Origin of the sequence: Chitinophaga sp. ARDCPP14 (assembly GCF_051362515.1) — a bacterium.
GTDB lineage: Bacteria > Bacteroidota > Bacteroidia > Chitinophagales > Chitinophagaceae > Chitinophaga.
Genome location: NZ_JBKIXB010000003.1, coordinates 477079 through 493086 on the forward strand (window position 1 = coordinate 477079; position 16008 = coordinate 493086).

The 16008-nt window shown below is 49.9% G+C and carries 8 protein-coding genes; 7 read left to right on the top strand and 1 reads right to left on the bottom strand.

Annotated elements, in window-relative coordinates; translation table 11 throughout:
- Positions 1–32: 32 nt before the first annotated feature.
- Positions 33–578 (bottom strand): GNAT family N-acetyltransferase, encoded by a 546-nt coding sequence (locus ACLHR0_RS11075; RefSeq protein ID WP_436486533.1) that lies wholly within the window; start codon positions 576–578, stop codon positions 33–35.
- Positions 579–737: 159 nt separating this feature from the next.
- On the opposite strand from ACLHR0_RS11075, the gene ACLHR0_RS11080 reads away from it, so the two are divergent.
- From ACLHR0_RS11080 to ACLHR0_RS11110, 7 genes are read left to right on the top strand one after another with little or no spacing between them, the layout of a single operon-like run.
- Positions 738–4343 (top strand): SusC/RagA family TonB-linked outer membrane protein, encoded by a 3606-nt coding sequence (locus tag ACLHR0_RS11080; protein WP_436486535.1) that lies wholly within the window; start codon positions 738–740, stop codon positions 4341–4343.
- Positions 4344–4364: 21 nt separating this feature from the next.
- Entirely contained in the window at positions 4365–6266 is a 1902-nt protein-coding gene (locus ACLHR0_RS11085) for a RagB/SusD family nutrient uptake outer membrane protein (protein ID WP_436486537.1), read from the top strand.
- Positions 6267–6287: 21 nt separating this feature from the next.
- Positions 6288–7295 (top strand): DUF5017 domain-containing protein, encoded by a 1008-nt coding sequence (locus ACLHR0_RS11090; RefSeq protein ID WP_436486539.1) that lies wholly within the window; start codon positions 6288–6290, stop codon positions 7293–7295.
- A 6-nt stretch (positions 7296–7301) separates the two neighbouring features.
- Positions 7302–9938, top strand: a complete 2637-nt coding sequence (locus ACLHR0_RS11095) for a glycoside hydrolase family 2 protein (protein ID WP_436486541.1) — start codon at positions 7302–7304, stop codon at positions 9936–9938.
- 4 nt (positions 9939–9942) lie between these two features.
- Positions 9943–11817 carry a hypothetical protein gene (locus tag ACLHR0_RS11100; protein ID WP_436486543.1) on the top strand — a complete coding sequence of 625 codons (1875 nt, stop codon included), beginning with the start codon at positions 9943–9945 and terminating at the stop codon, positions 11815–11817.
- Positions 11814–13730 carry a beta-L-arabinofuranosidase domain-containing protein gene (locus tag ACLHR0_RS11105; RefSeq protein WP_436486545.1) on the top strand — a complete coding sequence of 639 codons (1917 nt, stop codon included), beginning with the start codon at positions 11814–11816 and terminating at the stop codon, positions 13728–13730. Before ACLHR0_RS11100 ends, ACLHR0_RS11105 begins: the two co-directional genes overlap by 4 nt.
- A 20-nt stretch (positions 13731–13750) precedes the next feature.
- Positions 13751–15985, top strand: a complete 2235-nt coding sequence (locus tag ACLHR0_RS11110) for a glycosyl hydrolase family 28-related protein (protein ID WP_436486547.1) — start codon at positions 13751–13753, stop codon at positions 15983–15985.
- The last annotated feature ends 23 nt before the right edge of the window (positions 15986–16008 follow it).

The window sequence follows — 16008 nt, forward strand, 5'->3', positions numbered from 1 at the left end:
CTCATGCACTCCCCATGCACTATGAATACACTTTACTTTTCGTACTCATACTTTATTAACCGGTATTGGAAAACAGTTTTATAAACATCGCCAATTTTATATTGGTCCACCAGCTCCCCTTCTTTTACCAGGCCGCTATTAATCAAAATCTTTTCTGATGCATTGTTTTCGGGAAAAACAGTCGCGTAAATTTTATGGAGGTGTAGCGTGTGGAATCCAAAGTTCAGGACTTCTTTTACCGCCTCGGTCATGAGGCCTTTGCCCCAGAATGGTTCCCCGATCCAATAGCCCATTTCAGCATGGTTATGACGGGTATCAATACTCAATCCTACTGCACCAATGAATTCATTGTGCTCTTTTAAATTAATCGCGAAAACAACCCGTTCCCCGGTCACGTATGCCTTTAGCGCAAGGTCTATCCAAAAGGCAGCGTCTTCCTCTTTATAAGGATAGGAGATATTTAATATGTTTTCGGAGATCCTCTTGTTATTGGCATACTTTAACAGGGCGCCCAGGTCATCCCTTTCTACTTTTCGCAGTTTTAATCTACTGGTATACAGTTCAGGAAATACTTTCATGTTGAAACTCAGCTATTACAGTATGTAAATATAACAGATAGGCTCCTATATTTTTTTGTATTTTCTAACAGAAAAAATGGCGACCCGGAAGGATTCCTCAGACCCACTTCACCCGTTTTAAATAAAATCACGTCTCTAACAGATATCAAATGCTACGTTATGAAGCTAATTCCACCCAAATGGAGTCCTTTCCTGCAAGGACTGGTGCTCTTCTTTTGGCTTAACCAGCCGGTTGTTTTTGCACAGGGACAAAAACAGGTAACCCTGAAAAGCGGGAATGCCGCCATCAGCCTGGCAGATATATTCAAAGCCATCCGGCAGCAAACCGGCTATACTGTTTTTTATAATAATCTTATCCTGAACGATAAGGAAAAAATAAAAGTAGACTTCAACAAAAGCGATTTACCGGCAGTACTTAATACGCTGCTGAAAGATAAAAATATTGAGTGGACGTTTAACGATACCTATATCATCCTGAAGAGAAAGGACAATGTTGCGGCTCCTTCCCCCAAACAGGAAAAGCTGCAGGGCAGGGTAACAGACGACACCGGCCAGCCCCTGGCCAGGGCATCCGTGAGAATTAAAAATACGACCGCGGCGGCGCAGACAGATGATAACGGCAGCTTCTCCATCGTCATGCCGGAACCTGCCGGCATTTTACAGATCGGCTTTGTCGGTTATGAACCGCTGGAAGTACCGCTTACAGACATGCGTTTCCAGGACATAAAACTAAAGCCTGCCAACAGCGGTCTCAATGAAGTAATTGTGATCGGGTATGGCACCACCACCCGCAGGGACCTCACGGGCTCAGTGGGCAAAGCCAATGTGGAGGATATGCAGAAAGCCCCCGTAGCATCTTTTGACCAGGCGCTGGCCGGTCGCATTGCCGGCGTGGAAGTAAGCTCCAACGACGGACAGCCAGGCGCTGCTTCCCGGATTGTAGTGAGAGGAAGCTCCGTAAGCCAGGACGGATCTCCCCTGTTTGTGATAGATGGTTTCCCCATTGAAAATATGGATATCAATTCCATCAATCCCAATGATATCGCCTCCCTGGAAGTATTGAAAGATGCTTCTTCTATTGCTATTTATGGCGCAAGAGGCGCCAACGGCGTCATCATCATCAACACCAAAAGAGGAAAACCAGGTCCCCCAAGAGTGACTTACAGCTATGCGCTGGGCATACAGCAAATCACGAAGAAAATGGAGATGCTGAGTCCTTACGAATTTGTAAAACTACAGCTCGAACTGGACAGCGCGGCCAGTACGCCCGGCACACCCGTTAACACCAACGCACGCATTTACCTCGATCCTGCAAAAGGCATTACGCTCGACTCTTATAAAAACAATCCCGGGTACGACTGGCAGGACCTCCTCCTGCAATCAGGACTCACCCAAAGCCATTCGCTGAATATCAGCGCAGGCACCGCAGACACGCGGTATTCCATCAGTGGCTCCTACTACGACCAGAAAGGAATCATTATCAATACCGGCCTGAAAAGATATGACGGCAAATTCACGCTCGATCAACGGTTGAATAAAAATCTCCGGATGGGCATCACCGCCGGGTATTCCAATTCTTCTTCCTATGGCACCATACCCGCTGCATCTTTCAGTGGCGGCGTAGTACAGGGCATGTGGCAATACCGGCCCGTTTCCGGCGTAGGTAACCAGGACCTGCTCAACGCTGTGATCGACAGTCTTGCGCTGGAAGACTTCAACAATGGCACCTCCAATGCCACCCTGGGAAACAACCTGGTGAACCCGCTGCTACAGGCGCAGAATGAATACCGGAAAAACATCAACAACACCGGTACTATTAATGCGTTCCTGGAATATACTTTTCTGAAGAAATTCAGACTGAAGATATCAGGCGGCTATAATGCCACCAACCTGAAATCGGAAACCTTTTATAACTCACAAACACAACAGGGAAATTTATTCAAGAACAAAGCAGGCGCAGTGCCCAATGTGAATGGTATTAACGGCACTATCAACAATCAGCTGAACAGTAATTATCTCAGTGAAAATATTCTCAACTACAAAACTACTATCGGGAAAAAACATATGATTGATGCGCTGGCAGGTTTCACTTATCAATACGCCACGAACAATTATACCGGCTTCAGGTCCATTAATGTGCCACAGTCGACCGAATACCTGGGCATTAAAAGCATTGGCGGCGGCACCGCCGCATCTCCCAATGCCGGCGGCTCGCGCTGGCAGCTGTTTTCTTTTTTAGGCCGGCTGAACTATGCTTTTGAAGATAAATACCTGTTCACCGCCACTGCGCGGTCCGATGGTTCTTCAAAGTTTGCGGCAGGCAAGCAATGGGGCTACTTCCCTTCCGGCGCTTTTGCCTGGAGGTTTACAGAAGAGCCCTTCGCAGCAGGCTTGCGATCCATACTGAATGATGGTAAGTTCAGGGCCAGTTATGGCAGCGTAGGCAACAACAAGGTGGGAGACTTCAGCTACCTGGCTACCCTCGCTGGTGGTACGCAGTTCGCCTACCCTTTCAACAATTCCTATACGAGAGGCACCGTACCATTTGGAAACGGCAATGCCAACCTCACCTGGGAAACCACTACAGAACTGGATCTCGGGTTGAATTTAAGCTTCTTCAACGACCGGATCTCCGTGGATGCAGATTATTACAACCGGAAAACAAAGAACTTCCTGCTGCTGGTGCAAATCCCTTACTTCGCGGGTTACAGTATCACGTCTTTCAATACCCAATACCAGAACACCGGGGAAATTACCAACAAAGGTTTTGAACTAACCATCAACACCATTAATGTTAAAGGAAAAAATTTCAACTGGAGCAGTAGCTTCAATATCAGTTTTAACAAAGGAAAGATTGATAAATTTTATGATGGCTTTGAAGTAATGCAAACAGGTTATAACCTGCCCGGCGGCAACAGCACCACTGCCTGGATTGCAAAAGTGGACGCCCCCATCTCCCAGTTCTATGGTTATAAGTGGGCCGGCGTTTACCAGTATGATGATTTTGTTAAACAAGGGAATGGCGCCTACATCCTGAAAAACGGCGTACCTGGCTATGCCACCGGTATTCAGCCGGGGGATCCAAAATACAAAGATATTAACGGCGATGGCGTAGTAGATGCCAACGATCAAACTACGTTGGGCAGCCCTCTCCCTGTTCATACAGGCGGGTTCTCCAATAATTTTAACTATAAAAATTTCTACCTGAATATTTTCCTGCAATGGAGCTACGGCAATGAAATACTGAACGCCAACAGGATGGCCTTTGCTTCCACCGGAGGTTATTTCCCGAACGGCAACCAGTTTGCAGAATATGCTAACCGGTGGACACCCGATAATCCAACCAACGATGTGCCCAGGGCAAAGTATAACAACAGGGGCGACGCGGGCAGCACTACGCCAAAGGTAACCTCCCGCTACATAGAAGATGGCTCCTTCCTGCGGCTCAAAACAATTTCGCTGGGGTACGACCTGCCACCCGAATTGATCCGCCGTGCGGGCTTCAAAGGATTGAAAGCATATGTGGCAGCGCAGAATATTTTCACCATCACCCATTACTCCGGCATTGATCCGGAGGTTTCCTCTTTCAGGGTTCAAAACCCTGCCAATGCACCGGGAAACACTCCCGGCGTTACCGCTACCAGCGGCACCGGCTATACGTTTCTTCAACCCAGCAGTAGTTACTCCGCCTTATCCGGCGGACTCGATTATACGGCTTATCCACGCGCCTTTACACTCAGCTTTGGTATTACGGCTACATTCTGATTCCATGTTTAAAATGTTGTTATGAAAACTTTTCAGCAATTACTACTTCCACTCATATGCATACTGGCAGCTTCCTGTAAGATGGATGTAAGCCTGGATCCTGTCACCTTCCGCCCTATCACATTTACCACCGAAGCGCAACTGGATGAACAAGTGGCGGGGATGTACAACATCCTCCAGCAAGACCCGATGTATGGTTTTGGTTTATGGGGATATATCAATGCCGGTGCGGATGAAAGCTTCCGTAACAACGCCAGTTACAGCACCACGCTCACGGAGTTTTATCATATCAGTAACACTGAACAGAATGTTTTGCTGTTATGGCGGAGCTTATATAAGGGTATTGAAGATGCCAACGTGATCCTCGATGTGGCCGACAAACCACAAATAGATGAAACAAAACGCTCGCAGATTAAAGGACAGGCCAGGTTCCTGCGGGCATATTATTTCTACCTGCTGGTGACCCATTTCGGGGACGTGCCGCTTAAAACAATGCTGGCTACCGACCTGGGCACCAATTACAATCTCCCGCGTACGCCATCAAAAGATATTTATGCTTTTATCGTGAAAGAAATGGTGGCAGCCGACAGCCTGGTGCCCAAAATGTCCCAGGTAAACACGCCCACTATTGTTACACAATCTGCCGTGGAAGCCATTCTCGCAAGGGTGTATCTTTCTATGGCCGGCAATCCCATGAATGACGTGGCGCGTTATAAAGATGCGCTGTTCTGGGCGCAGAAGCTGATTAATTCAAACGTACATAGTTTAATCAGCTCACCACATCCGCTTTACCCCGCTACCCCTGCCTATGCCCGTATTTTCATCAACAAGATGCAGAATAACATGAATGATAACGGCACTTCGGAAAGCATCTGGGACGCCGCTTTCTTATCCAAATCCAATGTTACCGGCAACTATGCAGGCACCGGGTATCTTGTTACGCAGCAGCTGGGCGCAGTAATGGGCGTATACTGCCCCGATGCGGGCATTTCGGGTGTGAACGGGTACTCTCCCGGCACGTACCGGGTATTGCCGGGTTTATACAATCTTTATGGTTCCGGCGATCAGCGGAGGGATTGGGCCATTGCGCCTTATGTGTATAAAAGCGCTGCTACCACCCGTTACTACACGCTCACCGTGAACATCACCGGTGGCGGGGGTACCGGCGCTGCGGCCACTGCTTACACCGATGCACAGGGCGCCATTACTTCCGTAGTAATCGACAACCCCGGCAACGGCTATACGACTCCTCCCACCATCAGTTTTACTGCTTACGGTACCAATTCGTCTACCAATCCCTCTGTTACCACGCCCAATGAAGCGGTAGCCACTGCCACCGTGAGTAGTGGAAAGGTAACGGCTATCAATGTAATATCCGGCGGTGCGGGTTATCCAACAACATACGACCGCTGTGTGGGTAAATGGAGAAGGGAATACGAAATTAACCTGCCACCCAGCCGCCTCCAAAACAATACTTCCTGCAACTTCCCCATTGTGCGTTATGCAGATGTGCTGCTGATGGCAGCGGAAGCTGAACTGAAAGCCAATGGCAGCGCAGGCGCTACGGCCGTGGAATATTATAACCAGGTAAGGAGACGGGCATACGGATATCCGTCTAACACGCCTGCGCCAGGCTTTGATGTAACCACATTCACCATGCAGGATATTATGGATGAACGCTCCCGTGAACTCTGCTTTGAAGGCGTTCGCCGGCAGGACCTGGTACGCTGGGGCAAAATGACGCAGGCCATGCAACAGGTGCTTGCCAACAACGACAACTACGCTCCTACCAATTATGTTACGCCTGCCGGTGTGGCTGCGACCAATTTCCTGGTCGATCCGCAAAAGTATTCACTGTTACCAATCCCCGGCAATGAAATAGTGCTGGACCAGGTATTAACACAAAACCCCGGATGGCAATAAAAACCGATTAAACAAAATAGTATGAGATCTATTATATATTATTTCCTCGCCGCTGTTATGTTTGCAGGTTGCCGCAGAAACGAAGCAATCATGCCGGACTTCAACGTAAACACCGGCCAGCTGGCCTACCAGGCGGGCGACACTGTTACTTTCTATCTCTCCGGCAATGCCGGCGCCATTGTTTTCTTTTCCGGCGAAACCGGCAAAGCATATGAAAACCGGGACAGGAAGTTGATGCCCGGCGTGGAAAAACTCGTGTTCCAGACATCCATGCAGCAAGGCCCGGTGCCGCCAAAGCCTTGCCCGGATTCACTACAGCTGCTGATCTCCACCAACCTGGAAGGATATGATGCCGCACATATCACAAAGGCCACCTGGACAAATATTACCAATCGCAACAGCAAATGGCCGAAGTCATTGTCCACCGGTTTTACAACTTCTGATTCTATCGATATATCAGATTTTAATAAGGCAGATAAAGTGAACATCGCTTTCCGCGTGCTGAACAAAAAGACCGGTGTGATGCCGCAAAGAAAATGGGTTATCCAAAGCTTTTCCCTCTATAATTTATTACCCGACAGCAGTACCACGCCCCTGTTTACAAATTTTGCCAACACCGGCTGGGTACAGGCCAGTTTGCTTAACAACAGCGAACCGGGAACAGCGGAGAATAACTACACTGGCTTCAACGCCTGGAACGTGGGCACCTGGAACGTTTCCGCGGCCGACAGTGTCCGGAACAGCAACGGCATTCCTATCAGGACCGGTTATCCCATTACGTTCAATCCCGGTACCAATATTGATAATGAAGACAACGACGACTGGCTGATTACTTCATCCATCGACTTAAAAACCACCAAACCCGATATAGGTATGGTGATACAGAATGAAGTTGCGTTGAAGTCGGCCACCTTCAAATACGCTTTTAACAAAGCAGGCACTTACCAGGTCACCTTTGTGGCCACTAATAACAGCCTGGAAGACAGCAAAAGCCAGGTTAAACAGCTGACATTAAAAATTCTACCCTGATTAAATATGAACCGATCTTTCCTTCCGGCCATGGTGGCGTTATTGCTCTTTTCGCAAATCCTCTTTGCACAGGTGATGGCGGTCGGTAGCTGGTGGCTGCAGAACGCTTCAAAAGTACCGCAGCCGGGCGCAGCAGTAGCACAACCCGGCTTCTCCGCTAATGGCTGGTATCCCGCCGTGGTACCAGGAACAGTGCTCACCACGCTGGTACATAACAACGTATACCCGGAACCGTTATATGGCGAAAATAACCGCCCCGACAGGATTCCTGATTCCCTTTGCCGCACCAACTGGTGGTATCGCACAGAAATAACCATACCATCATCTTACAAAAATAAAAACTGCTGGCTGCACTTCAACGGTATTAATTACATTGCGCAGGTATGGGTAAACGGGAAATATACCGGGGAGATACGTGGCGCCTTTGCAAGGGGCATCTTTGATATCACAGCGGCCGTAAAGCCCGGAGCAACCGCCGCCATAGCTGTATTGGTATCCCCACAACCCAATCCGGGTGTGCCACACGAGCATACCATTGCACAAGGCATGGGCAGAAACGGAGGCATCACCGCTATGGATGGTCCTACGTTCCTCTGCTCTATGGGCTGGGACTGGATACCCGCTATCCGCGACCGGAACACCGGCATCTGGCAATCCGTATATCTCGATGCCACCGGTCCTGTGCTTGTAAAAGATCCATTGGTAACTACCGATCTTCCATTACCCGCATTAAATACCGCTGATGTTAAAATAGCCGCTACCGTAGAAAATATAACAGACCAGCCGCAGGAAGGCATACTGAAAGGCGCCTTTGGCAATGTAGTGTTCAGTAAGCCGGTAGCATTGCCGCCACACAGCAGCCAGCGGATTACCTTTGATCCCGCCACACTGCCGCAGTTAAAAATAAAACAGCCGAAACTCTGGTGGCCCAATGGTTACGGTCCGCAAAATTTATATACCCTTCAACTACAGTTTAACATCAGGGGAGAAATATCCGATGAACAACAATTGGATTTCGGCATCCGCGAAATCAGTTACACCACGCCGGCTTCAGAAGATCTCACCATTTCCGTGAATGACGTAAAGGTTTTTTGTAAGGGCGGCAACTGGGGTATGGATGAAGCGATGAAACGTATTCCAAAAGAGAGACTGGAAACACAGATCCGCATGCATCAGCAGGCGCATTACAATATCATCCGCAACTGGGTGGGCCAGAGCACCAGCGAAGACCTGTACGCCCTCTGCGATAAATACGGCCTCATGGTATGGGATGAATTTTTCCAGCCCAACCCCTCCGACGGACCTGATCCCGCAGATGTGAATTTGTACCTCGCCAACGTACGGGAGAAAATGCTGCGTTTCCGCAATCATCCTTCTATTATCCTTTGGTGCGCCCGCAATGAAGGCAACCCGCCTAAAGTAATAGACGATTCACTTCGCAGCCTGATGGCTGAACTGGAGCCCTTGCGGCTGTACCAGCCCAGTTCTACCTCCGGGCGCGGCGTACACTCCGGCGGGCCTTACTACACCCGCAAACCGGCGGAGTATTATGTTTTTACTGAATCTTTCAAAACGGAAATCGGCAGTTTCTCTATTCCAACAATGGAGTCCGTGCAGGGCATGATGCCGCAGCAGGACTGGGAAGTGATCAACGACGACTGGGCCGAACATGACCTCGCCACAAAATACTACCGGAACATGATTGCCAAACGGTTTGGTGAAGTAGCCAACCTGGCCGACTTTGTAAGAAAATCACAACTCACCAATTATGAATCGTTCCGCGCTATGTATGAGGGCCGCAATGCAAAAATGTTTAACCCTGCTACTGGTGTTATCACCTGGATGAGCAATCCTGCGCAGCCCAGTTTTGTATGGCAGCTTTATCATCACGACCTGGAGCCTAATTCAGCCTTATTTGCCGTTCAAAAGGCCTGTGAACCGGTACATATTCAACTGAACGAAAAAGAAGGAAATATACAGGTGATCAATAACGGACCGGCGGTGCTGAAAAATGCGCGTGCACATCTCAGCCTGTTCAATGCAGACGGTAAGCCGGTGCTGCAACAGGATTATAATGTTACGGCCCTTCCCGCCGTAGCAACGGATCTCGGACAGGTGCAATGGCCCGCTGATTTGTCGCCCGTTCACTTTGTAAAACTGACTTTACATGATGCCAACGGCGCGCTGCTTTCCGATAACTTCTACTGGAACACGCTTCCGTTGGGATCAGACCAGCTGGCGGGCCTGGAAAAGATACCAGTGGTTACGCTCACGGCAACGGTTAAACGCCGCAGTGTGCATGGCAACTGTTTGCTGGATGTAAGCCTGCATAATCCATCTGCTCATATCGCGGTAATGACGCACCTGCAACTTCACCGGCAAGGTGGCGACAGGGTGTTACCTGTTTTTTATTCAGATAATTATGTTTCCCTGTGCCCCAACGAAACAAAAACAATTACCGTAGAAGCCAGTGAGGCCGCCCTTCAGGGCAGCAAGCCAATGATACTGGTGGATGGCTTTAATGTAAATATAAAAGAAAGCAACAGTCCCGATGCAGCCATTGCGCTGAATGAAAACGCGCAGGTGAACCATTGGCCCATTACCCATTTGCCGCGGCCCGACAGTACCGCACCAAAAAAATAAAAGCATGTTTACATCAAGACGGGAATTCCTGAAAATAACCACGTTTGGCAGTACAGGTTTGTTATTACCGCCTATCTCTGCATGGGCGGGCGTTTATAAAGATGAACTGGCAACCCTGAGTGAACAGCTCCTGCAACAATGGGGTGAAAGTTTACTGGCGCTACAGGTAAACCAACCGCAGGCAAAAGGATTGCATGGCGGCATTCTGTGCCCCGCCTGCGCCACCATACACGGCCGCTGCGGTGATGCCATTTTCCCGTTATTATATCTTGCCAGTAAAAGAAAAGAACAACAGTATGTAGATGCAGCTATCCGTTTGTACAACTGGATGGAACACATGGTAAGCACGCCCGATGGCGCGTGGGTAAACGAAGTAAATGTAAGCGACTGGAAAGGCATTACGGTGTTTGGCGCTACCAGTCTTGCGGAAGCGCTGATTCATTTTGAACATTTACTGGACAAACCCACAGCACAGCAATGGAAAAACAGGTTACAAAAAGCAGGTGACTATCTCTATAAAAACTTTACTGTGAACACCGGTAATATCAACTACCCTATCGCCGGCAGTTATGCTTTGTGCCTGATAGGCACCTATCTCCAACAACCCCATTTTATTACCAAGGGCAAAAGCCTGGCAAAGGATTGCCTCGCCTACTTTACTGCCAATGGCCTGATATACGGGGAAGGAAAACCGGTGCCCGAGAAAAGTGGAAAAGGCTGTTATTCGGTGGACCTCGGTTATAACGTGGAAGAGTCGCTTCCCTCTTTTGTGCTGTATGCAAAATTGGTGAATGACACCGCCCTGCTGGATCAGTTGACGCGCTCCTTAAAAGCACACCTGGAATTTATGCTGCCCGACGGCGCCTGGGACAACAGCTGGGGAACCAGGAACTTTAAATGGACCTATTGGGGCAGCAGAACCAGCGATGGCTGTCAGCCTGCCTATGCCCTGATGGCCGGCAGCGACCCTGCATTTTACAAAGCAGCCTTGCAAAACACCCGGCTGCTGGCGCAATGCACGCACAATAAATTATTGCATGGCGGGCCGCATTATGTACAACACGGGGTATTGCCTTGTGTAAGCCATTCGCTGGCGCACAGTAAAGCATTGACCACCGTTTTGATCCAGGCGTCTTCAATAAAAAGTAGTACAGCTCCGCTCCCACGGGAACGCATATACGGGGTGAAGTCATTTCCTGAAATCAATACCTGGCTGATCTCCACGCATAAATGGCGTGGCACCATTACGGGGTACGACCAGGAATATTCTATGAAGGGCGGTCATGCCAGCGGCGGTGCTTTGTCTATGCTCTGGCATGAGGATACCGGTCCCCTGCTTGTGGCCAGTATGAACCGGTATCAAATGGTGGAGAGCTTTAACATGCAGCGGGATAATGATCCGTTGCCTGCTTGCTTTACGCCTGGCTTTACCATAATGGCCGGCGAACAGCTGTACCGGCACACCAATGATCTGAAAGCCGCTGTTGAATATCATGAAAGCACCGGGCAGATAACCTTCAACACCCGTTCATTACTGGTAGATGAAAACCAGTTACCGGCTGCTTCACCGGAATGTACGATCAGTTATCTTTTTGAGAAAGATGTGTTTCATATTCACGCTACTGCGAAAAATGAAAAGGCCGTTTATAGTTTGCCTGTTATCAGTACGCACGACGAACCCGTCACACTTCTTTCAGAAAATAAGCTGGAAATACGCAAAGCGGGTAGTATTGTGGAGATAACCGCCAGTGCGCCCATAAAAACAACCCGCGCATTAACAGACCGCGCTTTCAATTTTGTACCCGGGCTCGAAGCCGTTCCGTTACTCTTTGAAACGAATAATATCGATATAAAAATTTCCGTAAGACCACACACATGAAAAAAGCATGCTTACTGATCAGCGCTGCCCTGTATTTTGTGATGCCCGCAATGGCGCAAGCCAGGTTCGATATATTCAGGGAACAGGCCATCACTGATGTTAGCCCGCAGGGATGGCTGAAAGAATTCCTGCTCCGGCAGCGGAGCGGTCTTACCGGGCATCCGGAAGTATTATCGTATCCCTTCAATTCCTCCTTATGGGCGGGCGTTATAGAACGGGTGGGCGAACAGCACGGCGCCAACTGGTGGCGATACGAACAAACTGCCTACTACAGCGATGGTATACTCCGGTTGGGTTATTTGCTGCGTGATACAGCGCTGGTGAATAAAGCCCGCGCCGGTATTAACTACACGCTGGCACACGTACAATCCAATGGCCGCCTGGGTCCGGAGATGTTCACCAGCCAATGGCCTATCGCTGTATATTTCCGGGTGTTACAGGCCGAATACGCAGCTACCGGCGATCAGCGGATCATTGCCGCCCTGCATAAACATTACCTGAGCTATATGCCCGAAGAAATAGGCAATGCCAAACGTGCCATTGTAAACATTGAAGGCATGTTGTGGACGTATGGCAAAACAAATGATTCCCGACTGCTGGCGCTTGCGGAAGCGGCTTATGCCAAAGGCGGTTTTGAGCTGAACATGCAAACGGCTTCTTCGCCGGATACGCTGGTGCTGCATGGCGTTACCTATATGGAAATGGCTAAGCTGCCCGCCATCCTGTATACTTACACCGGTAAAAAAGTATATCTCGATGCAGCGCTGAATGCCATGTACAAACTGGATCGCGATCATATGTTACCCGATGGCATCCCCAGCTCCAACGAATTCCTGGCAGGGAAAGATCCGTTACAGAGCCACGAAACCTGCGATATCACCGACTATACCTGGGCAGTGGGTTACCTGCTGATGGCCACCGGCGACGGCCGCTGGGCCGATAAACTGGAGAAGGCCATCTTCAATGCAGGTCCTGGTGCGGTATCCAAAGATTTTAGAAATCTTCAGTACTTCTCCAGCGTTAACCAGGTGATCGCTACGGGGCAGTCCAACCACAATAAATTTGCGCACGGCTCTACCTGGATGGCTTACTGGCCCTGTCATGAAACAGAATGCTGCGCCGGCAACGTACATCGCTTTATGCCCAACTACGCCGCGCGGATGTGGATGCGTGATACCACAGGAGCCCCGGTGGCAGCACTTTACGGGCCTTCTGTTGAAACGCTCCGCTACAAAGGGCAGCCACTCAGCATTACCGAAAACACGCAATATCCTTTCTCTGACCAGTTGCAGTTCACCTTCCGGATGCAACAGGACATCACTATGCCTTTTACCTTCCGCATACCTGGCTGGTGTCAATCAGCGATGGTGAGCATCAACGGAAAACGATACAACGGCGCGTTAAAGCCCGGCTCCTTTGTAACCCTGCACCGGAAATTTCATAACAACGACCGGATCAGCATACAATTCCCTATGGCGCCGCAACTGGTACAATGGGGCCAGTGGGGCGTTGCCGTGGAACGCGGCCCGTTGTTGTACGCTTATCCCGTTCCCGAAAAAGTAACCACAGATACCGCCACTTACGCTAACCTTGGCGGCAAAAAATCTGCAGATCCTGGTTTCCCGGCGCTGGACATCCGTCCTGCGGGTGACTGGAACTACGCACTGCTGGCACGTCCCGGACAATGGCTGGTAACAGAAAAACAGGACAATACTTATCCCTTTGACGCCGCCGCTGTTACCATTAAGGTACCGGCCAGGAAAATTAACGACTGGCATTTATCAGAAAACCGCTACACGCCCCCATTACCCAAACCCGGTTCTTTCCACTATGAAACAACTACCGATACCATCACCCTGGTGCCCTATGGTATTACCAGGCTACGCATGACGGTATTCCCGGTGATCCCTTAATACATTAAACCCTTGTAACTATGACTATCACAAACATCTCCCTTTTAGAAACCACAGCGGGTACCACCGCCAATGAACATTGCAATCTGCTCGGCTATTATGCGCCCGGCGATGGCGGCGGCGGAGACTTTTACTGGCAACCTGCCAACACCACCGGTGATAACCGGGGCACCATCATCGTTGTTGCCGGCAATGGCCGGTGGCTGCGGGCAGACACCAATCTCTTTAATGTAAAATGGTTTGGTGCAAAAGGCAACGCCTCCACGGATGATACCGCCGCCATTCAGAAATGTATTGATACCGCCGCCACGGGCAGGATCATTTATTTTCCAAAAGGAAATTATAAAATAACCGCGCAGATCAATCTTAAAACAGGACAAACCTACACCGGCGAACAAGGCGACTATGGCATTGTAGATTCTCCTACGCCTACCATTCTTGACTTTACCACCGCCACCGGTAACATTCATTGTCTTAGCTTCGACGCCACCATCGGCGCTACCGGTCCCACTATCAGGAATCTTACGCTCAATTGCGGCGAAGCCCTTACCGGCATCCGGTATTACAGTACCAACTATTCCAACTGCTACCGCCCCACTTTGCAAAATGTAGACATACGGTTAAAAGAAATTGCAGATCCTGCGCAAACATGCGTGTGGTGGGAGCCAGTGTACCTCGGCACCATCGACAGGTGCCTGCTCCGCGGTGGCAGGATAGGTATAAAGCTGATCGGGTGTTTCATGAACCGCATCATCAATGTAACCACGCAACAGGGTATTTACAACAATGGCAATCCGCCTGTGGCGGCCATTTACACCCGGCAAACCAGGGCAGGCAGAACAGGCTCCTATATAGGCGGCAGGAACTTAATAGAAACATCCGAACCGCTCATCATTTCGCCCGATGCTAACAGCGTAATGATTGATACGGATGGCGGGCTGATTATCCGCGACACTGCTATGGAGGTGAACAACGGCAGCAGCACCGGCACAGCCGCCAAAGCATTGATATGGTTGCATAAAGATGGTACCCAGTCGCCTTTCCGGTCGGACCTCCTGCTGGAAAGAGGCGCTGTATTTAATACTGCCGCGGCTACCGGCGCCAACAACGGCAGGGCCCAATACGGCATCCTTGCGGAAGCAGGCATGTTTACCCGGATTGTGGCCAGGGGTGTGTCTTTTAAAGATAACCCGATCGTGATCACAAATGCCGGCAACACGGGGCTTGCCACCTCCGGCACCGACTTCCAGCGACTGGATGTGCAAGGCAACGACTACGCTACGGCGTATTATACGGAGTATGCCGGATGGAAGCCCGCTACAGCCTATGCTATGGGGCAAACCGTACAAAACGGGTTGTATGTTTATATCGTAACCACCACAGGTATCTCTGATGCCGCGGGAGGCCCAACCGGAACCGGCGCCGGTATTACTGACGGAACGGTGGTATGGAGCTTTGTAAAAGAAAACACCGGTCCGTTTCCTTTAAAACGCTACCGCGAAACCAACAACGACGTATACATTGTGGGCGATGCCAGGGGCGTGAAAGATAACCAGTTCATTAACGCCAACGGCTCTACGGAGCGGTTCGGTGCGGCCTGGGGATTCTTTAAGGCAACGGTGGATCCCGGTAGTATCAGCGATAACCAGTCGTGCATAAAACTGCGATACGACAACGCCCCGCCTTATAACACGCCCATGAAAGCAACAGTGACATTACGCCGGCTGGCAGCAGGCGCTTCCGCGGGCAGGTTCAGCATGCAGTGTTCTTCCAGTGGTGGCACTAACCTACTAGGAAGATGGGATTTCAATAACATCCCGCTCAACGAAGATAAACAGTACGTGGTGACCGGCTTCGCCATTCCCTCCACGATGCCGGTGGCAGACTTCTCCGCCTGGTTCCGGGACAGTGCCAGTCAGCCGCTATGGGACAACATCGCCGTAAGATCGGTGCGCGTGGAAAAAGCTACCACCTTTTGCGGCAGCGTTACCATCAGTGATATGGCTACTTCTGCAGATGTAAATTCATCCAGCTTCCAGAGCAGCGATATTACGCTGGTCAGCGTTCCTAACTTTTTACTGCCCGACACCGCAATTATCTCCCTGGGCCTGCCCGCGGTAACAGCCGGTATGCCGTTGCTGCTCATCAATACTCCTTATATCAGTAACAGAACCACCAGTGGTTTTACTATTAACCTGTTTCTCAAACCAGGTGCAGGCAATAGTATTACCATACCATATACCATCACCTATTAAACCATTCACCACCCTGGTGGTCA

Coding starts and splice junctions, on each gene's coding strand:
- ACLHR0_RS11075 (WP_436486533.1), bottom strand. CDS start 578: ATGAAAGTATTTCCTGAACTGTATACCAGTAGATTAAAACTGCGAAAA.
- ACLHR0_RS11080 (WP_436486535.1), top strand. CDS start 738: ATGAAGCTAATTCCACCCAAATGGAGTCCTTTCCTGCAAGGACTGGTG.
- ACLHR0_RS11085 (WP_436486537.1), top strand. CDS start 4,365: ATGAAAACTTTTCAGCAATTACTACTTCCACTCATATGCATACTGGCA.
- ACLHR0_RS11090 (WP_436486539.1), top strand. CDS start 6,288: ATGAGATCTATTATATATTATTTCCTCGCCGCTGTTATGTTTGCAGGT.
- ACLHR0_RS11095 (WP_436486541.1), top strand. CDS start 7,302: ATGAACCGATCTTTCCTTCCGGCCATGGTGGCGTTATTGCTCTTTTCG.
- ACLHR0_RS11100 (WP_436486543.1), top strand. CDS start 9,943: ATGTTTACATCAAGACGGGAATTCCTGAAAATAACCACGTTTGGCAGT.
- ACLHR0_RS11105 (WP_436486545.1), top strand. CDS start 11,814: ATGAAAAAAGCATGCTTACTGATCAGCGCTGCCCTGTATTTTGTGATG.
- ACLHR0_RS11110 (WP_436486547.1), top strand. CDS start 13,751: ATGACTATCACAAACATCTCCCTTTTAGAAACCACAGCGGGTACCACC.